The following is a 20,675-nucleotide window of genomic DNA, read 5'->3' as shown; positions in this document are numbered from 1 at the left end:
GTGGCCACCCGATATGACCGGTGCCCGAAGGTCTTCCTTTCGGCCATCGCCCTCGCCGCCCTCGTCATCTACTGGTTATGAATCCTGACCCTAGCCACTCATCGAGACCTCGAAGTAATGCCTGCGTAGGAGCTACTGGTAAAAGTGGCTGAAATATTGCGAGCCGCGATCAGTGTGGCGATCGCATCCGGGCGGCGGCTGGCACAAGGTAATCGCCATCCGCAGCGCGCGGATTGCGAGGTCGCGTTTCAGCCGGTCGCTGACGGCCCATGGACCATCCTTGGGCTCGACAGGGTCGATCAACACGGCCAAACGGCGCGGACTGAGTGCAGCAGGAGCTTTCGAAAGGAAAAAAGCACCTGCCGGCGCGGCAGAGGCAAATCCTCTGACGAAAAGGGTAGAACTATCTGATACTTTTCACACGGGATTTGGTGGAGCCAAGGGGAGTCGAACCCCTGACCTCTTGCATGCCATGCAAGCGCTCTCCCAACTGAGCTATGGCCCCGAATGCGGACATTTCCGTCTGCCCGCGCTATCTATGAAAGCCCGTCCCCCAGATCAAGCGAAAAAACAGGGGACCGGCAATTTAGTTATCGTCCTCATCGGAGGACACATCCGCGATGTCGTCCAGCGAGACATCTTCATCGTCGTCATCCAGAACGTCATCGTCCAGATCGACATCGCTGTCGTCGTCATCAATGACATCGTCTTCATCGCTCAGATCGTCAGCGACGACCTTGGACGCGGACTTGCTGCCCGCCAGCGTGCGGTTTTTGGACGGCAGCAGGCTTTCGGCGGAGAAGCTGTTGCCACAGGCGGGGCAGGTCATCGGGTCACGCTGCAGGTCATAGAAGCGTGTCGTGCAATTCGGGCAAACGCGCTTTACGCCCCATTCTTCCTTGGGCATGATGTCCTCTTGAAAACGTCTCAAAGGTTTTGCGGTTGCAGCCACCTGCCACAAGTCCCCCGGTCTGTCAAAGCCTTTATGGGCGCGGTTTGTGCCGTGGGGGACGTGGGCATGGATGACGCGCGCCTTCCCGGCGATCCCCCTCTCGAAGTGACCCTTCGCCGGTCGGCCCGGGCGCGGCGGATGAGCCTGCGAATCTCCCGCTTCGATGGCCGTGTGACACTGACCTTGCCGCTTCACGCACCACGGTCCGAGGGGCTGGCATTCTTGCGTGACAAGGAAAGCTGGATTCGCGAGCACCTCAGGGCGCGCCCGGCAGAGCTGCGCGTGGGAATCGGGGCAGAGATTCCAGTGGAGGGGGTGGTACTGCGTCTCGTCCCCGGCACGGGGCATGCCGCCGTTCGCCGGGGGCCTGGGCGGCTGGAGGTGCCCGCAGCCCAGGCCGGGGCGCGGGTGCGCGCTTATCTCAAGACTCTGGCGCGGGAAAGGCTTTCTGCGGCTGTCACCCGACATGCCGACCATCTCGGCGCGGTACCGGGGCGTTTGACCCTGCGCGATACCCGGTCGCGCTGGGGGTCGTGCTCATCGCGGGGGGACCTGATGTTTTCCTGGCGGCTGGTGATGGCCCCACCTGCGGTGCTGGACTATGTCGCGGCCCACGAAGTTGCGCATCTGAAGGAAATGAATCACTCCCCCGCCTTCTGGGCGCTCGTCGCACGTCTTTGCCCCGACCACGCAGAACATCGGATATGGCTGCGGGAAAACGGCGCGGGATTGTACCGGATTCGGTTCGGCGATTGACCTTTTCCCGATTCGTGATCACATTTGCCCGATGTTGACTCAATCCCGGCCGGGCGAAGCAGGCACGGCGGCCCATGACCGGCTGTACCGCACGTTGCGCACCCAGATCATGCATGGCGAACTGACGCCCGGCGCCGCACTGACCCTGCGCGGGATCGGGCGGCAGTTCGGCGTGTCCATGACCCCCGCGCGCGAAGCCGTACGCCGTCTGGTGGCGGAAGGGGCGCTGTCCCTTTCGGCTTCAGGACGGGTGGCGACAGTCGCTCTTTCCCCGGAGCGGATCGAAGAACTGTCCGCCCTGCGGGCCTTGCTGGAGCCCGAACTGGCCAGCCGCGCGCTGCCACGTGCGCACATGGCCCTGATCGAACGCCTCCAGGCACTGAACATCACCATAGGGGAGCTTGCCCTGCGGGGGGACGCGGTAGGCTACATCCGCACGAACCTGGAATTTCACCGGTCGCTGTACCTGCGGGCTCAGGCCCCGGCGATGCTCGCGATTGCCGAAACCGTCTGGCTGCAACTGGGGCCAACGATGCGCGCGCTTTACGGACGCCTTGGCCGAACCGACCCCCCCCATCATCACCGGGCAATTCTCGCCGCGCTGGAGGCAGGCGACGAGCCGGGGCTGCGCCTTGCGGTACGCACGGATGTCGCGCAGGGGTTGAAGTTGTTGACGGCATAACCCCCGCCAAGCCGTGACGGGTGGCGTAGGTTTCATCGGACGGTCTTGGCGCTCTCTTTCCCTGTCGGCCGCATCGGCGCGGGGCGTGGCTTGTCCCGCCCCGCGCGCCTCCGTTCAACTGTGAATCGGTCCGTCGCCACAGGCCAGCGCCGCTTCGCGCACGGCCTCCGAGAAGGTCGGATGGGCGTGACAGGTGCGGGCGATGTCTTCCGCCGCGGCGCCGAATTCCATGCCCACACAGATTTCGTGGATCAGTTCTCCCGCCGCAGGACCAATGATATGAGCCCCCAGAACACGATCGGTTTCCTTGTCGGCAAGGAGCTTTACGAAGCCTTCTGCGGCAAGGGCGGCCTTGGCCCGACCGTTCCCCATGAAGGAAAACTTTCCGACCTTGTACGCGCGCCCCGCTTCCCTGAGCTGATCCTCGGTCTTGCCGACGCTGGCAACCTCCGGGTGGGTATAGATGACACCCGGAATCACGTCGTAATTCACATGCCCCGCCTGCCCGGCAAGGACTTCGGCTACGGCCATACCCTCATCTTCGGCCTTGTGGGCCAGCATAGGGCCGTCAATTACATCCCCGATGGCATAAAGCCCCTCCACGGAAGTCCTGTAGTGGCTGTCCGTAACGATCTGACCACGGTCGGACAGCTTCACCCCAAGCCCGTCGAGGCCAAGCCCCATGGTGTAAGGCTTGCGCCCCGTGGCGACCAGGACCACATCGGCATCGATCTGGTGGTCGCTGCCATCCTTGCGCAGCTTGTAGGTGACCTTGGCCTTGGTCTTGAGCGCCTCGGTCCCCTGCACGGCCGCGCCGGTGATGATGTTGAGACCCTGTTTTTTCAGGATCGCACGGAAACTGCGGGCCACGTCCGTATCCATACCGGGGGTGATCTGGTCAAGAAATTCCAGCACCGTGACCTCAGCCCCAAGACGCGCGTAGACGGACCCAAGCTCCAGCCCGATCACGCCCGCGCCAATCACCACCAGTTTTTTCGGCACCTTCGGCAAGGCCAGCGCCCCGGTCGAGGTAACGACGGTCTTCTCGTCGATCTCCACCCCCGGAAGAGAGGCCGGCTCCGACCCGGACGCGATGACGATGTGCTTTGCGGTATGGGTCTCTTCGCCAACCTTGACCTGCCCGGTTTGCGGGATCGAAGCCCAGCCTTTCAGCCAGTCGACCTTGTTTTTCTTGAACAGGAATTCGATCCCCTTGGTGTTCTGGGCGATGGTGTCGCCCTTGTAGGCCTGCATCTGGTCCCAGTCGACCGAAGGAGATTTCCCCTTGAGGCCCATATGGACGAAATTATGTTCCGCCTCGTGCAACTGGTGCGACGCATGCAGCAGAGCCTTGGATGGGATACAGCCCACGTTAAGGCAGGTCCCGCCAAGGGTTTCCCGCCCTTCGACACAAGCCGTTTTCAGGCCAAGCTGCGCACAGCGGATCGCGCAGACATAGCCGCCGGGACCGGAGCCGATAATGATGACGTCATAGCTTGCCATTGGAGCCTCCTTTGGGGGCAATTGGGAGAATGCCGATACGCGCCGGCGCATGGCCTGCCGGGGACGGGGGGCTGTCTGCCCCCCGCGGGCCGCTGGCCCTCCCCCCCGAGGATATTTGGCCAAAGCAATCCCGTGGCCCGTATCCGGGCGGGGCCGGTGCGCGGCAGGGGGGAGGAGTGGGTGAAACCGACCATCGCGGAGATCGGGGCCGAGGGCCCCCGCTGCCTTAGATATCCATCAGAAGGCGGCGGGGATCTTCCAGCGCCTCTTTCACGCGGACAAGGAAGGTTACCGCACCCTTGCCGTCGACGATCCGGTGATCATAGCTCAGCGCCAGATACATCATCGGACGAATGACGATCTGACCGGTTTCCACCACCGGTCGGTCCTGAATCTTGTGCATGCCGAGAATACCCGATTGCGGTGGGTTCAGGATCGGCGACGACATCAGCGACCCGTAGACCCCGCCGTTGGAGATGGTGAAGGTGCCGCCCTGCATTTCAGACATGCTCAGCTTGCCATCGCGGGCGCGGATCCCCAGTTCGGCGATCTTCTTCTCGATTTCGGCAAAGCCCATCTGGTCGGCGTTGCGCACAACCGGAACGACCAGACCTGTCGGCGTGCCCACCGCGATCCCCATATGCACGAAGTTTTTGTAAACGATGTCGGTGCCGTCGATTTCGGCGTTGACCTCGGGGACTTCGCGCAGCGCGTGGCAGCAGGCCTTGGTGAAGAATGACATGAAGCCCAGCTTGACGCCGTGTTTCTTCTCGAACAGATCCTTGTACTCACGCCGCAGCGCCATGACACCGGACATGTCCACCTCATTGTAAGTGGTCAGCATCGCGGCACTGTTCTGGGCGTCCTTCAGGCGCCGGGCGATGGTCTGGCGCAGGCGGGTCATGCGGACCCGCTCCTCGCGGGCTTCGTCTTCCGCGGCGACGGGCGCGCGGGGCACCGGGGTGGGAGCAGGGGCCGGCTCCGGTTTCGGGGCCTGGGCCGCGCGCCGGACATCGTCTTTCATGATCCGCCCATCGCGGCCCGAACCCGTGATCTGGTCGGGGCGGAGCCCCTTTTCGGCCATCATCTTGCGGGCAGAGGGCGCATGTTCGATACCCTTGCCATTCGCCGGAGCGGCAGCGGGCGAGGGCGAGGGCGCGGCACTATCTTGCGGAGCGTCCCGCGCAATCATGACCGCAAGTCTGGCGCCTGCGGCCACGGTGGCACCCTCGTCGGCAAGGATCTCACCCAGCGTGCCGGAGGCGGGGGCAGGCACTTCGACGGAAACCTTGTCGGTTTCCAGCTCACACAGCATTTCGTCACGGGCGATGGCGTCACCGGGCCTCTTGAACCACGAGGCAACCGTGGCCTCGGTCACACTTTCACCCAGGGTCGGGACCATGATATCCAGTTTAGCCCCATCCACGCTGGCCGGTTTGGCGGGGCCGGATGCAGGGGCGGCGGCTTTGGCCGCACCTTCGGAAATGACCGCCAGCAGGGCATCGACCGAAACGGTTGTGCCCTCCTGAGCAACGATTTCCCCCAGAATACCGGCGGCGGGGGAGGGCACCTCCACCGTTACCTTGTCGGTTTCCAGCTCGCACAGCATCTCATCGACCGCAATCGGATCACCGGGTTTCTTGAACCAGGTGGCAACCGTGGCTTCGGTGACGCTTTCGCCAAGTGTCGGAACTCGGACCTCAGTGGACATATGCTTATCCTTCGATTGTCAGCGCATCATTCACGAGCGCGGCTTGTTGTGCCTTGTGCTGGCTGGCCAGGCCCGTCGCGGGCGAAGCCGCCGCCGCCCGCCCGGCATAGCGCGGACGGTCATGGGTGGCGTTGATCCGTTTGAGAACCCATTCGAGGTTCGGTTCTATGAACGTCCAGGCACCCTGGTTCTTTGGCTCTTCCTGACACCAGACAATCTCTGCCCCCTTGAAGCGGGTGAGTTCCTTCACCAGGCTGAGCGCCGGGAACGGGTAGAACTGCTCCACCCGCATCAGGTAGACGTCATCGATTCCGCGGGCGTCGCGTTCCTCCAGCAAGTCGTAATAGACCTTGCCGGCGCACAGCACGACGCGGCGTATCTTGTCGTCCGGTTGCAGCCTGTGCGCCGCGTTCGGCATCTCTGCATCATCCCAGAGCACGCGGTGGAAGGAGGACCCCGTGAGAAAATCTTCCGCCCGCGACACAGCCAGCCGGTGGCGCAGAAGCGATTTCGGCGTCATCAGGATCAGCGGCTTGCGGAAGCCGCGGTGCAGCTGCCGGCGCAGGATGTGGAAATAATTCGCCGGTGTCGAACAGTTCGCGACGATCCAGTTGTCCTCTGCGGAAAGCTGGAGGAAACGCTCCAGCCGGGCGGAGGAATGCTCCGGCCCCTGGCCCTCAAAACCATGTGGCAAAAGCACCACCAGCCCTGACATCCGAAGCCATTTACGCTCCCCCGAGGAGATGAACTGGTCGAACATGATTTGCGCGCCGTTGGCGAAATCGCCGAACTGAGCCTCCCACATCACCAGCGCGTTAGGCTCGGCCAGGCTATAGCCGTATTCGAAGCCCAGGACCGCATATTCCGACAGCATCGAATCGATGACCTCGTAATGGGCCTGGCCTTTACGGATGTTGTTGAGCGGATAATACCGCTCCTCTGTTTCCTGGCTGATGAACGCAGAGTGCCGCTGGCTGAAGGTGCCGCGCGTGCTGTCCTGCCCGGCAAGACGGACCGGGTATCCTTCGGTCAGGAGGCCGCCGAAAGCGAGCGCCTCGGCGGTCGCCCAGTCAAACCCCTTGCCGGAGGCGAACATCTCGCGCTTGGTCTCCAGCAGGCGTGACACTGTGCGGTGCATCGCGAAACCCTCGGGCGCGCTGGTCAGAGCCTGCCCGATCGCTTGCAGGGTTTCTTCGCCGATCGCCGTGTCGCCACGCTGGTAGTCGTCTCCGCCGCCCCGCCGGATATGGGACCAGCGCCCGTCCAGCCAGTCGGCCTTGTTAGGCTTGAAATCCTTGCCGGCCTCGAATTCGGCGTTAAGCATTGCCTGGAACGCGGCCTTCATGTCCTCGATCTCCCCCTCGGGGATCAGCCCGTCCTCGACCAGGCGCTCTGTATAAAGTTGCAGCGTGGTTTTATGCTTCTTGATCTTCTGATACATGAGGGGGTTGGTGAACATCGGTTCGTCCCCCTCATTGTGGCCGAAACGGCGATAGCAGAACATGTCGATCACCGCATCCTTGCCGAATTTCTGACGAAACTCGGTCGCCACCTTGGCCGCATGTACGACGGCCTCCGGGTCGTCGCCATTGACGTGAAAGATCGGGGCCTCCACCATCAGCGCAATATCCGTAGGGTAAGGCGACGAGCGCGAGAAATGCGGCGCTGTGGTAAACCCGATCTGGTTGTTGACAACAATGTGGATCGTGCCGCCGGTGCGATGCCCCACCAGCCCCGACATACCAAAGCATTCCGCCACCACGCCCTGGCCGGCGAAAGCGGCATCCCCGTGCAGCAGAACGGCAAGGATCTTCTTGCGATCAGGGTCGTTTTCCTGTGCCTGCTTGGCGCGGGTCTTGCCCAGAACAACGGGATTCACAGCCTCAAGATGGCTGGGATTCGCGGTCAGGGACAGATGCACCTTGTTGCCGTCGAATTCACGGTCGCTGGAAGCGCCAAGATGATATTTCACGTCGCCCGACCCATCCACGTCATCGGGCTTGAAACTGCCCCCCTGGAATTCGTTGAAGATCGCACGGTATGGCTTTCCCATCACATTGGCCAACACGCTCAGCCGGCCGCGGTGCGGCATGCCGATGGCGATTTCCTGTACCCCCAGCGCACCGCCGCGCTTGATGATCTGCTCCATCGCGGGGATCAACGCCTCACCGCCGTCAAGGCCGAAACGCTTGGTGCCCATGTACTTGACATGCAGGAATTTTTCGAAACCCTCGGCTTCGACAAGCTTGTTGAGAATGGCACGCCGCCCCTCGCGGGTGAACGTGATTTCCTTGCCATAGCCCTCGATCCGTTCCTTCAGCCAGGCGGATTGCTCCGGGTCGGAGATGTGCATGTATTGCAATGCGAAGGTGCCGCAATAGGTCCGCCGAACGATGGTCAGGATTTCCCGGATCGAGGCAACCTGAAGCCCCAGAACGTTGTCGAGGAAGATCGGCCGATCGAGATCGGCCTCTGTGAAGCCATAGGCGGCCGGGTCCAGCTCCGGATGGGGATCGGGGTTGCGCAGCCCCAGCGGATCAAGATGCGCCTCAAGGTGACCCCGGATGCGAAACGCCCGGATCAGCATCAGCGCACGGATACTGTCGAGCACAGCGCGCTTCATCTCCTCGTCGGAAACCTCTGCACCGGCTTCCTGTGCCTTCTCACGGATCTTTTTTTCCACCGCCCTGGCTTCCGCCACCGGGGCAGGACCGGGCCACTGGCCGTCCAGCGCGGCGGTCAGTTCGTCATTGGGCGCCGGGGGCCAGTCACGCCGCGCCCAGGAAGGGCCGGACGCCTCGCGCTTAACGGTGACCTCATCGTCCCCGAGGCTTTTGAAGTACTGCTGCCAGGCCTCGTCAACCGCTGCGGGGTCATTGGCGTAACGCGCGTACAGCTGTTCGATGTATTCCGCGTTGTGCCCCTGAAGGAAGCTTGAACCATGGAAGGCATCGTTGGGGCTTTGGTCGGTCATTTTTTACCTCGTGGGCTGGGGACCGTATCGGTTTGGGCCAGGGCGGGACAGCAGGGGCAGCCGCCACAGGATCAGCAGCGGCGGGACAGCCAGAACGAACGATGCCGCCATCGGGAAAATGCCGGCGCCGCCGAAAAACGGAGACCCGGCCCGGGCACGCGCCGTCCCGGCAAATCCGCCCATGAAACTTGCGGCGCTCGCGATACCGGCCATCATGATGAGGGAGCAGAGCAGGCAAAGGCCCGAACGACCGGTCTCTTGCATCCGGCGGCGGTCTGCCGAAAGGGCAAAGATGACAACCGCGCAGATCAGCGACGCTCCCACCGGCCCGGACAGGGTCCGGGCAAGGCTTCCGGTCAGCATCGTACCCGGCAAAACAGGAAGTAAGGCTCCACGAAACTCCGGGCACGGTGCGCACCCGGAAATCCTGAAGGTCTTGCCAAGGCAAGTTCTGGTGGCGGCTGTACAGCCCACGCTTCTCTCTCCCTTCGGCGGTCGGGGTTACCCGATCGCCTTCAGCACGGCCTCGCCCAGGTGGGCGGGACTGTCGGCCACGACGATTCCGGCGGATTTCATGGCCTCGATCTTGTCTTCGGCACCGCCTTTCCCTCCGGCGACGATGGCGCCCGCGTGGCCCATGCGGCGGCCCGGCGGTGCGGTGCGCCCGGCGATGAAACCGGCCACAGGCTTTCGACGTCCGCGCCGGGCCTCATCCTTCAGGAACTGTGCGGCTTCTTCTTCGGCCGATCCGCCGATCTCGCCGATCATGATGATCGAGCGGGTCTCATCATCGGCCAGGAACCACTCCAGCACATCGATATGTTCGGTCCCCTTGATCGGGTCGCCGCCGATGCCGACACAGGTGGATTGCCCCAAACCGACATCGGTGGTCTGCTTGACGGCCTCATAGGTCAGCGTACCGGAGCGCGACACGACACCAACCGACCCCCGCTTGTGAATATGACCGGGCATGATGCCGATCTTGCAGGCGTCGGGGGTGATGACACCGGGACAGTTCGGCCCGACGAGGGTGGAGTCCGACCCCTCAAGCGCACGCTTCACGGTCATCATGTCCAGCACCGGAATGCCCTCGGTGATGCAAACGATGAGCGAGATCCGGGCATCGATCGCCTCGAGGATCGAATCCGCCGCGAAGGGCGGCGGCACATAGATGACAGAGGCGTTCGCTCCGGTCTTTTCCACCGCCTCATGGCAGGAATTGAAGACCGGCAGGTCCAGATGGGTCTGCCCACCTTTGCCCGGTGTCACGCCGCCAACCATTTTCGTCCCGTAGGCGATAGCCTGTTCGGAATGGAAGGTCCCCTGCGAACCGGTGAAGCCCTGGCAGATCACCCGGGTGTTTTCGTCGACAAGAACGGCCATCTTGGCGTTTCTCCTCAGTTTGAGAACATCACAAAGGCTTCGCCGCCTCTGGTGTCATGAAGGAATGTATAGGTCTTGCCGCCGATAATACCCCGTGCGGTGCCTCTCTTCGGTTTCAGCCCGAGCGATTTGAAAAAATCGGCACGCACCTGTTCGAAGTTAGCCATGTCGGATGTTGTCACGGCACATTCGAATTTGTGCTTCGTCGCGACATTGACCTGCAGACTTTCATCGGTCTTCGTGCGAAATCCAATCGCCCCAACTGCCATCTTCTCCATTCCAAAGCCAGCCTTGTTACCCGCCGCTATGATTGCCGAGGGGTTTCCGGCATTTGAAACACAGATCTGGCGAAACGTGTCGATCGCACCGGCTTGGGCGAATTGGGTCATGAACCCCAATGCAATTGTACAGGCAAAAAATCCGGTTTTCATGCTCCTACCCCTTCACCGCCTTCACGATCTTCTCCGCCGCGTCGGACAGGTTGTCCGCAGCGATCACGTTCAGGCCGGAGTCATTGATGATGGCCTTGCCCTTCTCCACGTTGGTCCCTTCCAGCCGTACGACCAGCGGCACCTGAAGGCCCACCTCCTTCACCGCGGCCACGACGCCTTCGGCGATGACATCGCAGCGCATGATCCCGCCGAAGATGTTCACCAGAATACCTTTGACGTTCTCGTCCGAGGTGATGATCTTGAATGCTTCGGTCACTTTTTCCTTGGTGGCGCCGCCGCCCACATCCAGGAAGTTGGCCGGCTCGGCCCCGTAAAGCTTGATGATATCCATCGTCGCCATCGCCAGGCCGGCACCATTGACCATGCAGCCGATCTCACCCTCCAGGGCAATGTAGTTCAGGTCGTACCGGGAAGCCTGAAGCTCCTTGGGGTCCTCTTCGGATTCGTCGCGCAGGGCAAGGATGTCCTCATGCCGGTACAGCGCATTGGAATCGAAGCCCATCTTGGCATCGAGGCATTTGAGGTCGCCCACATCGGTGACGATCAACGGGTTGATCTCCAGCATCTCGCAGTCTTTTTCCATGAACAGCTTGTAAAGCTGACCCATCAGACGCACGCATTGCTTGACCTGCTGGCCCTCCAGCTCCAGCGCAAAGGCGATGCGGCGGCCATGATAGGGCTGATAGCCGGTCACCGGGTCGACGCTGAAGGACAGAATCTTCCCGGGCGTCGCCGCCGCGACCTCCTCGATGTCCATGCCGCCTTCGGTCGAGCAAACGAACGCGACGCGACTTGTCTGACGGTCCACCAGCAGCGCGAGGTAAAGCTCACGCGCGATACCGGAGCCTTCCTCGATGTAAACGCGACCGACCTGTTTGCCCGCCGGGCCGGTCTGGTGCGTCACAAGGGTACGGCCCAGCATCTTCCGGGCTTCTTCGGCGGCCTCGCTCACCGATCTGGTCAGGCGTACACCACCCTTTTCTCCGGCTTCGGCTTCCGCAAAGCGGCCCTTGCCACGCCCCCCGGCATGAATCTGGGCCTTTACCACCCAGACCGGGCCATCCAGCTTGCCCGCCGCGGTTTTCGCCTCTTCCGCGCGGGTGACGATCTGGCCGTCGGAGACCGGCGCCCCATAACTGCGAAGAAGCGCCTTCGCCTGGTATTCATGAATGTTCATCAAGCTGTCCCATGCTGGTGCTTACCGTTTCCAGATGTGGCACAGGAACGCAGTCGGTTTAAAGAGCTTTCGACCCTGATTCTACTTTTCCAAGATTTTTCCACAATTTGTGATCACACTGGAGGCGGGCGTGATCACGACGCCGGTGTGAGACAACTTGGCGCAGTGGGGGCGCTTGTGAAATCCGTGATTCGCATCACCGGCGGCAACGCCGATTGCGTCCCGGCGGGCATTTCCGATGACACGCGGGAGACCATGAAAAGCGGACGTTCGGAAAAGCCACCCTCTCCGCAATTCCCCTGCAGCAGCCCCCCTTGCAACGCTGCCACACGGCGCCGTATCCGACGCCCGGACGGGCACAGGGGAATTCTTGCAAAGGCTTTGTCCTTTTTAACTGCCGCGCCGGAATCCGGAGACCACGGCAGTAACATCCTGCCCTAGCCGCCGCGAATCCTTGAATGGGCGGGGGGGTGGACCTCATCCTTTTCCAGGATGAGCATCGAATCGTAGAGGTGAATCCCGGTAATCGCATTGCCGATTCCGGGCACCTTCGCCGGGCCCTCATGCAACCAGGCATGCATGTCGTCGGCGAGAGGTTTGACGATATTGAAAAAGTTCGTCGGCGCGTCCAGGCCGCCGCCATATTTCGGCCAGTACGCCGTATGCAAGTCTTCGACAAGATAGAGCCCAGGCGTGGAGAGTTTAGGGAACAAGACCTGCAAGCTTTTGCTGACGTGCTCCATCCGGTGGCTGCCGTCATCGAGAATGACATCGACGCCGCCCATTTCCTCAACGACACGGTTCAGGAAGGCTTCGTCATCCTGCGACCCGATCCGAACCATGCCTGACTGACCGTCGAGCGCCTGACAGTCGGGGTTGATGTCGATCCCCATGATCGTCGCGTCGTCGCCGAAATAGTGCCGCCAGAGATGCAGGGACCCCCCACCGGAAACACCGATTTCGAGAAAGCGGAATCCTGTTCCCCGATAGCGCGACAGATACTTTTCGTAGACTGGAAGATAGTGGTGCCATTTCTGGATAAGCGGCCCATCATGTTCGGCGTAAAGGCGGCCCAGATCACCTTCGTAGCGATATTTTTCTTTCAGGTCGTCTGTGATACTGTCACCTTGAAAGCGATACTCTCTCATAACAGTTCTGAAGCTTTTCATCTTCGCCTCGCGGAACATTATTTTGACAAAGTCGTAAACGATCTCCGGGGGGAGGTCTACAAAACAGTTCCGCCCCCCGGACATGCGGGGCGTGGCATGCCCCATCCCCGTGGCATGCCTGGATTTTCTAACGGTACGCACTGACGGAGGGCCGGGCCGACAATTCCTGACCCGCTGTATACCGTTGCGGGATATTGTCATGACCCTTGGTTGCGGGGCAGCCCTCCCGCCGGGCAGGGTGAGCGGCTTCGGGCAGAGGTTTCTCCGCTACCCCGGTCGGTCGCGACGCACGGGCCAACCCCACCCGGCGCCCAACATAACCCCCGGCGGCACCCGCCGGGGGAAGATGTGCAGGGTCTTACGCCAGGTTCGGGTCGATGCCCTTGCAGGCTTCTACCAGACCCTTCACCGCATCGACCGATTTGTCGAACATCGCCTGCTCATCCTTGTTGAGCTTGATGTCCACGACCCGCTCGATCCCGCCAGCGCCGATGATGGTCGGCACACCCACGTACATCCCGTTCAGGCCCAATGCACCGTCCACCCAGGCCGCGCAGGGCAGCAGACGCTTTTGGTCCTTCAGATAAGCCTCGGCCATTTCGATGGCGCTGGTGGCCGGGGCGTAGAACGCGGAGCCGGTCTTCAGCAGGCCGACGATTTCGGCGCCACCGTCACGGGTGCGCTGCACGATCGCGTCCAGCTTTTCCTGTGTGGTCCAGCCCATTTCCACCAGATCGGGCAGCGGAATACCCGCCACGGTGGAATAGCGGGTCAGCGGAACCATCGTATCGCCATGGCCGCCCAGCACAAAGGCGGTGACGTCGCGCATCGAGACGTTGAACTCGGTGCTGAGGAAATGGCGGAAGCGCGCACTGTCCAGAACACCGGCCATGCCAACCACCTTTTCGGGCGGCAGCCCCGAATATTGCTGCAGCGCCCAGACCATCGCATCGAGAGGATTGGTGATGCAGATCACGAAGGCGTCAGGGGCGTTGTCGCGGATACCTTCCCCCACGGACTTCATCACCTTGAGATTGATGCCCAGCAGGTCATCGCGGCTCATGCCCGGCTTGCGGGGGACACCGGCGGTTACGATGCAGACATCCGCGCCCGCGATATCGGCGTAATCGGTGGTGCCTTTCAGCGTCGCGTCGAACCCTTCGGAGGGGCCGGACTCGGCGATATCGAGCGCCTTGCCCTGGGGTACGCCATCAGCGATGTCGAACAGCACGACGTCCCCCATCTCCTTGAGCGCAGCGAGATGGGCGAGCGTGCCGCCGATCTGGCCGGCGCCGATGAGGGCAATCTTGGGTCTGGCCATGAGTAAAGTCCCTGAACTGTTTTCTCGGTGGTCTGTTGGGTAATCTTTCCGCGCGCGCCACGCAAGCCTGCCCCGCCGCGCCGCGGCATGCGCGCCCGGCTTGCGGGATGGAACGCCTGCGCTAACAATACAAAAACATGAAGCTTTTCGAGGTCCGAAATGACCCTTTTCGATGCGACCTTTTTCTCCCTTGCCGTTCCGGCCGTTGTATTTGCCGGAATCTCGAAAGGGGGATTCGGCTCCGGGGCGGCCTTTGCCGCAACCCCGATTCTGGCCCTCGTCGTCGAACCGGCGGTGGCGCTGGGTGTGATGCTGCCGCTCTTGATGCTGGTTGATGTCGCCACGCTGCGCCCCTTCTGGGGCAGGTGGGACTGGGCGGCATCGCGGCCGGTCATCCTGGGCGGGGTGCCGGGGGTGGCTTTGGGTGCGGCGCTTTATACCGTGGCACCGGCGGATTTCTTCCGCTTTCTGATCGGGGTGCTGGCACTTGGCTTCGTAGGGTTCCAACTGGCGGCACAGGTCCGGTTGCTGCGTCCGCGCGGGCAGCCCTTTCCGCCCGCGGGCGGAGTGCTGGCCGGTGTCGTTGCGGGGTTCGCGAGCTTTGTCAGCCATGCGGGCGGCCCCCCGGTGGCCGTCTACCTGCTGGCGCAGGGAATGGGGAAGACCACCTATCAGGCCAGCACCGTCCTGATCTTCTGGGCAATCAACCTGATGAAGGCGCTCCCCTATGGTATTCTGGGCGTATTTACCTGGGAAACCCTTGTCGCGGATGTGCTGCTGGCCCCCGCGGCACTTTTGGGTGCGTGGCTGGGTGTGCGGGCGCACTGGCTGGTGCCGGACCACATTTTCTTTGCCCTGACCTATGTTCTCCTGAGCCTCTCGGGGGGAAAGCTGATCTGGGATGCCCTCACGTGATTTCTGCAATGCGGCAAAATCGGCTTGCACAATGTGACGCTCCTGTGGTGTTTTTCGCAACAAAATAACTCAAGGGGAAGAATCATGGATCCACGCAAGCGGCCTTTCCGCTCTGTTCTTTATATTCCCGCATCGAAGGAAAGGGCGCTGGAAAAGGCCCGGACCCTGCCAGTGGATGCGATCATATTCGATCTCGAGGATGCCGTCGCCGTCGAGGAAAAGCCCGCCGCACGCGCGTTGCTGGTGCGAACCCTGGCCAGTGCCGACTATGGCCCGCGGGCAAAAATCGTCCGGGTGAACGGCTTCGACAGCCCGTGGGGCCGGGAGGACGTGGCGGCGCTGAAGGGGGCGGATATCGATGCCGTTCTGCTGCCCAAGGTGGAAACCACCGCACAGCTTGACGATCTCGCCGCCGCCATCCCCGATGTGCCGCTCTGGGCGATGATGGAAACCCCACGCGGCGTGCTCAATGCCGAAGCCCTGGCCGCACACCCGCGCCTGGCCGGTTTCGTGATGGGGACCAACGACCTCGCCAAGGAACTGGGGTGCCGCTACCGCCCGGACCGCCTGCCGCTGATGGCAAGCCTGTCGCACTGCCTGCTGGCGGCACGCGCCCACGGGGTGGTGGCAATCGACGGCGTCTACAATGCCTTCAAAGACGAAGACGGCCTGTGGGCCGAATGCGATGAGGGCCGTGACCTCGGCTTCGATGGCAAGACGCTGATCCATCCCGCGCAGGTCGCCAGTGCCAACCGCGCCTTCGCCCCGACAGAGGCCGAGATCGATCTGGCCCGCCGCCAGATCGCGGCCTTCGAGGAGGCCGGGGCCGCCGGGCAGGGCGTCGCGGTTGTGGATGGCCGTATTGTCGAGAATCTGCATATCGTGACGGCAAGGGAAACGCTGGCCAGGGCGGCCGCAATTGCTGAGTTGGAGGAATCTGCATGAGCCTGATCATTCTGGGCGTCCTGTTATGGAGCACCGCGCACCTGTTCAAACGCCTCGCCCCCGACGCACGCAGGGCACTGCAAGACAAGATGGGGAATGCGTCCAAGGCGCTGTTCGCCGTGGCGCTGGCGGCTTCTGTCGTGCTGATGGTGGTGGGGTACAAGGGGAACACAGCGCCGATATTGTATGTGGCGCCGGACTGGGCGGTACATGTCAACAATACCTTGATGCTGATTGCCATCGCATTGTTCGGGGTCGGCAATTCTCAAAGCCACCTGCGCGGCGCGATACGCCATCCGATGCTGATCGGCTTCCTGCTCTGGACCATTGCACACCTCCTGGTGAACGGCGATCTGGCCTCGATCGTCCTGTTCGGCGGGCTTGGGGTCTGGGCTCTTGCGGCAATCGTGCTCATCAACCGGCAAGACACGGGATATGTGCGCTGGACAGGCGGCACCCTCAAGGGCGACCTGCGGCTGGGGCTGATTGCGCTGGTGCTTTACGGCGTCGCCACCGCCATTCACTGGTGGCTGGGCGTACGGCCCTTCCCGATGGTGGGCTGATGCGTGCCTACCGCCTGTTGACCGAGGAAGACACCGCCGCCTTTTGCCACAAGGTGACAGAGGCGCTTTCCAAAGGGTGGGAGCTTTATGGCTCCCCCGCTTATGCCCATGACCCGGTCAGCGGGCGGATGCGATGCGCGCAGGCGGTGGTGAAAGAGATCGAGGGCAGCTATGCGCCCGACATGAAGCTGGGGATTTTATGATGGCCAAAACCAATCCGGGCCGCTTTTTCGAAGATTACAGTATCGGGCAGGTGATCGCGCACGCGGTGCCGCGCACCCTCTCCGGGGGGGAACGGGCGCTTTACCACGCGCTTTATCCGGCACGGCACGCGCTTTATTCCTCTGACGAATTCGCCCGCGCCTGCGGCCTGCCCGCCGCCCCCCTGGATGACCTGATCGCCTTCCATACGGTCTTCGGAAAGACCGTGCCGGACATCTCCCTGAATGCGGTGGCCAATCTCGGATATGCCGAGGGACGATGGCATCTTCCCGTCTATCCGGGGGATACGCTGCGTTCGGACTCCGAGGTGATCGGGCTGAAGCAGAATTCCAACGGCAAGTCCGGCGTGGTCTGGGTGCGCACCCGCGGCGTGAACCAGCGCGGCGAACTGGTCGTGGAGTATGTCCGCTGGGTCATGGTCCGCAAACGGAACATGGATCTCCCCGCCCCGGAAGCGACAATCCCCGAACTGGCCGGAGCCGTCGCGGCGCAGGACCTGGTGCTTCCCGAGGGGCTGGATTTCAGCGACTACGATTTCTCCCTGGCCGGGGAGCCCCACCGCTGGTCTGATTACGAGGTGGGTGAGATCGTCGACCATGTCGATGGTGTCACCGTCGAGGAAGCCGAACACATGCAGGCCACACGTCTGTGGCAAAACACCGCCAAGGTACATTTCGATGCCACTTTCCGTGAAGATGGACGGCGGCTGATATATGGTGGGCACGTCATCTCTGTGGCGCGGGCGCTCAGCTTCAACGGGCTGGCGAACGCGCAGATGATCGTGGGGCTGAACGGTGGTGCCCACGCCAATCCTTGCTTTGCCGGGGATACCGTCCGGGCCTGGACGGAAATTCTGGACAAGGCAGAAACCGCTGCTCCGGGTGTGGGGGCGCTGCGGCTGCGGCTCGTGGCGTGCAAGGCGGGCGGTATTCCGGGGATGCTGCGCGGCGAGGATGGCAAGTACCTGCCGCATGTGCTTCTGGATCTCGATTACTGGGTTCTTATCCCCCGGTGACGCGCGCAGTATTTGTGATCACGTGTGCGGCGTGCGTGATCACAAAGTGTGGATTTTCCCCGATCGTCGCAAAAATTTGCCGCCGAAAGTCGTGAAAGCAGTGACTCCGGCAAAAAAAACGTTATCACAGCCGCAACAATAGGTCGCCAGAGAGGGACAGCCATGCCTGAACTGAACCGGGGGAACCGGCCCCTGTCTCCCCACCTCCAGATCTACCGGCCCCAGATTACCTCGGTCACCTCGATCTTCACCCGGATCACCGGAAACGCGCTGATCGTCGGAGCGATTCTGATCGTCTGGTGGTTCATCGCCGCCGCGAAAGGTCCCGAAGCCTATGCCCGCGCCAACTGGTTCCTGACCTCGTGGCTGGGGGATGGCGTAATGTTCCTGTCTCTCTGGGCGCTGTGGTATCACGGCCTCGCGGGAATCCGTCACCTGATCTGGGATACCGGCCACGGGCTGGAGCTTGAAACTGCGCAAAAGCTGGGCATGGCCGTGATCGTCGGCTCCGGTGTCCTGACTCTGCTGACGGTGCTGGTCATATGAGGAATTCCGCCATGCGTTACGTCACCAACCGCAAACTGGCCCAGGGCTTCGGCAGTGCCCGCTCCGGCACACAGGAGCATTGGCAAACGGTCGTCAGCGCGGTTGCGCTGGTCGGGCTGGTCCCGTTTTTCGTGTATTTCTTCGGCTCCGCGCTGGGCGGCAGCCACGCGGACACGATCTCCACATTCTCGCGCCCCTTCCCCGCCATGGTCGCCCTGCTGACCTTCTGGGTCGGGCTGCATCACTTCAAGCGCGGTGTCACCGTCGCCATCGAAGATTACACCCGCGGTCTGTTCTGCAAAACGCTTCTGATCGCGACGACCTGCATCACCTACACCGCGATGGCGACCGGCATCTACGCCGTCATCCGCATTGCGATGTAACCGACGGAGACCGTTTATGGCCGCTTACGAATACGAAGTGCATGAATATGACGTGGTCGTGGTGGGGGCTGGCGGCGCGGGCCTGCGCGCCACGCTGGGCATGGCGGAGCAGGGCCTGCGCACCGCCTGTGTGACCAAGGTTTTCCCCACCCGCAGCCACACCGTCGCCGCGCAGGGCGGGATTGCCGCCAGCCTTGGCAACATGGGCCCGGACAGCTGGCAATGGCACATGTACGACACGGTAAAAGGCTCTGACTGGCTGGGCGATACGGACGCGATGGAATATCTTGCCCGTGAAGCGCCCAAGGCCGTTTACGAACTGGAACATTACGGCGTGCCGTTCTCGCGGACCGGGGACGGCAAGATTTACCAGCGCCCCTTTGGCGGCCACACGACAGAGTTCGGTGAAGGCCCGCCGGTACAACGCACCTGCGCCGCCGCCGACCGCACCGGCCACGCGATTCTGCATACGCTTTATGGACAATCCCTGAAGCAGAAGGCGGAGTTCTTCATCGAGTATTTCGCCATCGACCTTCTCATGTCCGAAGACGGCCGGTGCCAGGGCGTGATTGCATGGAAGCTGGATGACGGGTCGCTGCACGTTTTTGCCGCGAAAATGGTGGTTCTGGCCACCGGCGGCTATGGGCGGGCTTATTTTTCAGCCACTTCGGCCCACACCTGTACCGGCGATGGCGGCGGCATGGTCGCGCGCGCGGGGCTGCCCCTGCAAGACATGGAGTTCGTGCAGTTCCACCCCACCGGCATCTATGGCGCGGGCTGCCTGATTACCGAAGGGGCGCGTGGCGAAGGCGGCTACCTGACCAACGCCGAGGGCGAACGATTCATGGAGCGTTACGCCCCGACCTATAAAGACCTTGCCAGCCGCGATGTGGTTTCACGCTGCATGACGATGGAGATCCGCGAAGGGCGCGGGGTCGGCGCCCACGGGGACCACATCCACCTGAACCTGTCGCACCTGCCGCCCGAGACCCTGGCCGAACGTCTGCCGGGCATTTCGGAATCTGCGCGCATCTTTGCCGGCGTCGATGTCACCAGGGAACCGATCCCGGTGCTGCCGACGGTGCACTACAACATGGGCGGTATCCCCACCAACTACTGGGGTGAAGTTCTGGACCCGACCCCCGACCACCCTGACCGCGTCACACCGGGCCTGATGGCCGTGGGCGAAGCCGGCTGCGCCAGCGTGCACGGCGCGAACCGGCTTGGATCGAACTCGCTGATCGACCTCGTGGTGTTCGGCCGCGCCGCCGCAATCCGTGCCCGCAAGGTCGTCGACCCGAAATCCGAAGTCCCGACACCCAACCGGGCCTCGATCGACAAGGCCCTGGAGCGTTTCGACGGGCTGCGTTACGCCAATGGTACCGTCGCCACCGCGGAACTGCGGCTTGAGATGCAAAAGACCATGCAGGCCGATGCCGCCGTGTTCCGTACCGACAAGACACTGGCCGAAGGCTGCGAGAACATGGCCGGCGTTGCGTCCAAGATGGACGACCTGAAAGTGACCGACCGCTCACTGATCTGGAACTCCGATCTTATGGAAACGCTGGAGCTGACCAACCTGATGCCCAATGCGCTGGCCACCATCGTCAGCGCCGAAGCGCGCAAGGAAAGCCGCGGTGCCCACGCCCATGAGGACTACCCCGACCGCGACGACGAGAACTGGCGCAAGCATTCCCTGTCCTGGGTGAACGGAACCGATGTAACCCTGGCCTACCGCCCGGTACATCTGGAACCGCTGACCGGGCAGGATGCAGGTGGTATAGACATGAAAAAAATCGCCCCGAAGGCGCGGGTCTATTAGGCGCAAGCGGTGCCACCACACAGTGGCGCCGTTTCACCGCGATCGGGAAATCGCGTGGATGGCTTTTGCTGTATCCGTTTTGAGATTTAGATGATCTTCAGGCTCCGGCGGTCTTTCTGGCCGGGCTCGCGGCCGTGACACGGCATCGGGAGCTCTGCGGCTCTTCAGGGTTTGACGAAGACCG

Annotated in this window: 21 protein-coding genes, 1 tRNA gene and 1 pseudogene; 11 read left to right on the top strand and 12 right to left on the bottom strand. The window is 62.4% G+C overall.

What is annotated here, in order from left to right:
* Window positions 1-81, top strand: a pseudogene (locus C8N32_RS09200) (IS5/IS1182 family transposase); the annotation flags it as partial.
* A 51-nt stretch (window positions 82-132) separates the two neighbouring features.
* On the opposite strand, the gene C8N32_RS09195 reads toward C8N32_RS09200, so the two are convergent.
* From C8N32_RS09195 to C8N32_RS09185, 3 genes are all read right to left on the bottom strand, one after another.
* Window positions 133-312 (bottom strand): hypothetical protein, encoded by a 180-nt coding sequence (locus tag C8N32_RS09195; RefSeq protein ID WP_107892687.1) that lies wholly within the window; start codon window positions 310-312, stop codon window positions 133-135.
* A 117-nt stretch (window positions 313-429) separates the two neighbouring features.
* Window positions 430-505: transfer RNA gene (locus tag C8N32_RS09190), tRNA-Ala, on the bottom strand.
* Window positions 506-586: 81 nt separating this feature from the next.
* Window positions 587-907: a TIGR02300 family protein gene (locus C8N32_RS09185; RefSeq protein ID WP_107892686.1), complete on the bottom strand. Its 321-nt coding sequence runs from the start codon at window positions 905-907 to the stop codon at window positions 587-589.
* Window positions 908-1,018: 111 nt separating this feature from the next.
* On the opposite strand from C8N32_RS09185, the gene C8N32_RS09180 reads away from it, so the two are divergent.
* Window positions 1,019-1,708, top strand: a complete 690-nt coding sequence (locus C8N32_RS09180) for a M48 family metallopeptidase (RefSeq protein ID WP_107892700.1) — start codon at window positions 1,019-1,021, stop codon at window positions 1,706-1,708.
* Window positions 1,709-1,739: 31 nt separating this feature from the next.
* Window positions 1,740-2,390, top strand: coding sequence for a GntR family transcriptional regulator (locus C8N32_RS09175; protein ID WP_201132347.1), 651 nt, complete (start codon window positions 1,740-1,742; stop codon window positions 2,388-2,390).
* 114 nt (window positions 2,391-2,504) lie between these two features.
* On the opposite strand, the gene lpdA is transcribed toward C8N32_RS09175, so the two are convergent.
* The 9 genes from lpdA to mdh form a co-directional block, all read right to left on the bottom strand.
* Window positions 2,505-3,893: a dihydrolipoyl dehydrogenase gene (gene lpdA, locus C8N32_RS09170; protein WP_107892684.1), complete on the bottom strand. Its 1,389-nt coding sequence runs from the start codon at window positions 3,891-3,893 to the stop codon at window positions 2,505-2,507.
* A gap of 226 nt (window positions 3,894-4,119) precedes the next feature.
* Complete coding sequence (gene odhB, locus C8N32_RS09165) at window positions 4,120-5,604, bottom strand: 2-oxoglutarate dehydrogenase complex dihydrolipoyllysine-residue succinyltransferase (protein ID WP_107892683.1); 1,485 nt, start codon at window positions 5,602-5,604, stop codon at window positions 4,120-4,122.
* A 4-nt stretch (window positions 5,605-5,608) separates the two neighbouring features.
* Window positions 5,609-8,578: a 2-oxoglutarate dehydrogenase E1 component gene (locus C8N32_RS09160; RefSeq protein ID WP_107892682.1), complete on the bottom strand. Its 2,970-nt coding sequence runs from the start codon at window positions 8,576-8,578 to the stop codon at window positions 5,609-5,611.
* Between the two features lie 3 nt (window positions 8,579-8,581).
* Complete coding sequence (locus C8N32_RS09155; protein WP_107892681.1) at window positions 8,582-8,941, bottom strand: DUF805 domain-containing protein; 360 nt, start codon at window positions 8,939-8,941, stop codon at window positions 8,582-8,584.
* A 138-nt stretch (window positions 8,942-9,079) separates the two neighbouring features.
* Window positions 9,080-9,961, bottom strand: a complete 882-nt coding sequence (gene sucD / locus C8N32_RS09150; RefSeq protein ID WP_107892680.1) for a succinate--CoA ligase subunit alpha — start codon at window positions 9,959-9,961, stop codon at window positions 9,080-9,082.
* 14 nt (window positions 9,962-9,975) lie between these two features.
* Window positions 9,976-10,392, bottom strand: a complete 417-nt coding sequence (locus C8N32_RS09145; protein ID WP_107892679.1) for a hypothetical protein — start codon at window positions 10,390-10,392, stop codon at window positions 9,976-9,978.
* A 4-nt stretch (window positions 10,393-10,396) separates the two neighbouring features.
* The gene (gene sucC / locus C8N32_RS09140; RefSeq protein ID WP_107892678.1) at window positions 10,397-11,590 is read right to left on the bottom strand and encodes an ADP-forming succinate--CoA ligase subunit beta; all 1,194 of its coding nucleotides are present in this window, start codon (window positions 11,588-11,590) and stop codon (window positions 10,397-10,399) included.
* 437 nt (window positions 11,591-12,027) lie between these two features.
* The gene (locus C8N32_RS09135; protein WP_170106763.1) at window positions 12,028-12,777 is read right to left on the bottom strand and encodes a class I SAM-dependent methyltransferase; all 750 of its coding nucleotides are present in this window, start codon (window positions 12,775-12,777) and stop codon (window positions 12,028-12,030) included.
* A 340-nt stretch (window positions 12,778-13,117) separates the two neighbouring features.
* Window positions 13,118-14,080 (bottom strand): malate dehydrogenase, encoded by a 963-nt coding sequence (gene mdh / locus C8N32_RS09130; RefSeq protein ID WP_107892676.1) that lies wholly within the window; start codon window positions 14,078-14,080, stop codon window positions 13,118-13,120.
* A gap of 159 nt (window positions 14,081-14,239) precedes the next feature.
* Between mdh and C8N32_RS09125 the strand changes: the two genes are divergently transcribed.
* From C8N32_RS09125 to sdhA, 8 genes are all read left to right on the top strand, one after another.
* Window positions 14,240-14,995, top strand: coding sequence for a sulfite exporter TauE/SafE family protein (locus C8N32_RS09125; RefSeq protein WP_107892675.1), 756 nt, complete (start codon window positions 14,240-14,242; stop codon window positions 14,993-14,995).
* Window positions 14,996-15,079: 84 nt separating this feature from the next.
* Window positions 15,080-15,940, top strand: a complete 861-nt coding sequence (locus C8N32_RS09120; RefSeq protein WP_107892674.1) for an HpcH/HpaI aldolase/citrate lyase family protein — start codon at window positions 15,080-15,082, stop codon at window positions 15,938-15,940.
* Window positions 15,937-16,503: an NnrU family protein gene (locus C8N32_RS09115; RefSeq protein ID WP_107892673.1), complete on the top strand. Its 567-nt coding sequence runs from the start codon at window positions 15,937-15,939 to the stop codon at window positions 16,501-16,503. The genes C8N32_RS09120 and C8N32_RS09115 overlap by 4 nt, the downstream gene beginning before the upstream one ends.
* Window positions 16,503-16,706, top strand: coding sequence for a DUF1737 domain-containing protein (locus C8N32_RS09110; protein WP_107892672.1), 204 nt, complete (start codon window positions 16,503-16,505; stop codon window positions 16,704-16,706). Before C8N32_RS09115 ends, C8N32_RS09110 begins: the two co-directional genes overlap by 1 nt.
* On the top strand, window positions 16,706-17,740 hold the full coding sequence (locus C8N32_RS09105) for a MaoC family dehydratase (protein ID WP_107892699.1): 1,035 nt from the start codon (window positions 16,706-16,708) through the stop codon (window positions 17,738-17,740). Before C8N32_RS09110 ends, C8N32_RS09105 begins: the two co-directional genes overlap by 1 nt.
* A gap of 162 nt (window positions 17,741-17,902) precedes the next feature.
* The gene (gene sdhC, locus C8N32_RS09100) at window positions 17,903-18,286 is read left to right on the top strand and encodes a succinate dehydrogenase, cytochrome b556 subunit (protein ID WP_107892671.1); all 384 of its coding nucleotides are present in this window, start codon (window positions 17,903-17,905) and stop codon (window positions 18,284-18,286) included.
* A gap of 11 nt (window positions 18,287-18,297) precedes the next feature.
* On the top strand, window positions 18,298-18,669 hold the full coding sequence (gene sdhD / locus C8N32_RS09095; protein ID WP_107892670.1) for a succinate dehydrogenase, hydrophobic membrane anchor protein: 372 nt from the start codon (window positions 18,298-18,300) through the stop codon (window positions 18,667-18,669).
* Between the two features lie 16 nt (window positions 18,670-18,685).
* A complete protein-coding gene (sdhA, locus tag C8N32_RS09090; RefSeq protein ID WP_107892669.1) occupies window positions 18,686-20,491 on the top strand; it encodes a succinate dehydrogenase flavoprotein subunit in 1,806 nt (601 codons plus the stop codon).
* Window positions 20,492-20,675 lie beyond the last annotated feature (184 nt).

Source organism: Rhodovulum imhoffii (assembly GCF_003046545.1).
Classification (GTDB): Bacteria; Pseudomonadota; Alphaproteobacteria; order Rhodobacterales; family Rhodobacteraceae; genus Rhodovulum; species Rhodovulum imhoffii.
This window is presented reverse-complemented; position numbering and strand designations above follow the sequence as displayed.

What these genes read in the sequence shown, in the direction of transcription:
- C8N32_RS09185 (WP_107892686.1), bottom strand. Translation starts at nt 907, where the DNA reads ATGCCCAAGGAAGAATGGGGCGTAAAGCGCGTTTGCCCGAATTGCACG.
- C8N32_RS09180 (WP_107892700.1), top strand. Translation starts at nt 1,019, where the DNA reads ATGGATGACGCGCGCCTTCCCGGCGATCCCCCTCTCGAAGTGACCCTT.
- C8N32_RS09175 (WP_201132347.1), top strand. Translation starts at nt 1,740, where the DNA reads ATGTTGACTCAATCCCGGCCGGGCGAAGCAGGCACGGCGGCCCATGAC.
- lpdA (WP_107892684.1), bottom strand. Translation starts at nt 3,893, where the DNA reads ATGGCAAGCTATGACGTCATCATTATCGGCTCCGGTCCCGGCGGCTAT.
- odhB (WP_107892683.1), bottom strand. Translation starts at nt 5,604, where the DNA reads ATGTCCACTGAGGTCCGAGTTCCGACACTTGGCGAAAGCGTCACCGAA.
- C8N32_RS09160 (WP_107892682.1), bottom strand. Translation starts at nt 8,578, where the DNA reads ATGACCGACCAAAGCCCCAACGATGCCTTCCATGGTTCAAGCTTCCTT.
- C8N32_RS09155 (WP_107892681.1), bottom strand. Translation starts at nt 8,941, where the DNA reads ATGCTGACCGGAAGCCTTGCCCGGACCCTGTCCGGGCCGGTGGGAGCG.
- sucD (WP_107892680.1), bottom strand. Translation starts at nt 9,961, where the DNA reads ATGGCCGTTCTTGTCGACGAAAACACCCGGGTGATCTGCCAGGGCTTC.
- C8N32_RS09145 (WP_107892679.1), bottom strand. Translation starts at nt 10,392, where the DNA reads ATGAAAACCGGATTTTTTGCCTGTACAATTGCATTGGGGTTCATGACC.
- sucC (WP_107892678.1), bottom strand. Translation starts at nt 11,590, where the DNA reads ATGAACATTCATGAATACCAGGCGAAGGCGCTTCTTCGCAGTTATGGG.
- C8N32_RS09135 (WP_170106763.1), bottom strand. Translation starts at nt 12,777, where the DNA reads ATGTTCCGCGAGGCGAAGATGAAAAGCTTCAGAACTGTTATGAGAGAG.
- mdh (WP_107892676.1), bottom strand. Translation starts at nt 14,080, where the DNA reads ATGGCCAGACCCAAGATTGCCCTCATCGGCGCCGGCCAGATCGGCGGC.
- C8N32_RS09125 (WP_107892675.1), top strand. Translation starts at nt 14,240, where the DNA reads ATGACCCTTTTCGATGCGACCTTTTTCTCCCTTGCCGTTCCGGCCGTT.
- C8N32_RS09120 (WP_107892674.1), top strand. Translation starts at nt 15,080, where the DNA reads ATGGATCCACGCAAGCGGCCTTTCCGCTCTGTTCTTTATATTCCCGCA.
- C8N32_RS09115 (WP_107892673.1), top strand. Translation starts at nt 15,937, where the DNA reads ATGAGCCTGATCATTCTGGGCGTCCTGTTATGGAGCACCGCGCACCTG.
- C8N32_RS09110 (WP_107892672.1), top strand. Translation starts at nt 16,503, where the DNA reads ATGCGTGCCTACCGCCTGTTGACCGAGGAAGACACCGCCGCCTTTTGC.
- C8N32_RS09105 (WP_107892699.1), top strand. Translation starts at nt 16,706, where the DNA reads ATGGCCAAAACCAATCCGGGCCGCTTTTTCGAAGATTACAGTATCGGG.
- sdhC (WP_107892671.1), top strand. Translation starts at nt 17,903, where the DNA reads ATGCCTGAACTGAACCGGGGGAACCGGCCCCTGTCTCCCCACCTCCAG.
- sdhD (WP_107892670.1), top strand. Translation starts at nt 18,298, where the DNA reads ATGCGTTACGTCACCAACCGCAAACTGGCCCAGGGCTTCGGCAGTGCC.
- sdhA (WP_107892669.1), top strand. Translation starts at nt 18,686, where the DNA reads ATGGCCGCTTACGAATACGAAGTGCATGAATATGACGTGGTCGTGGTG.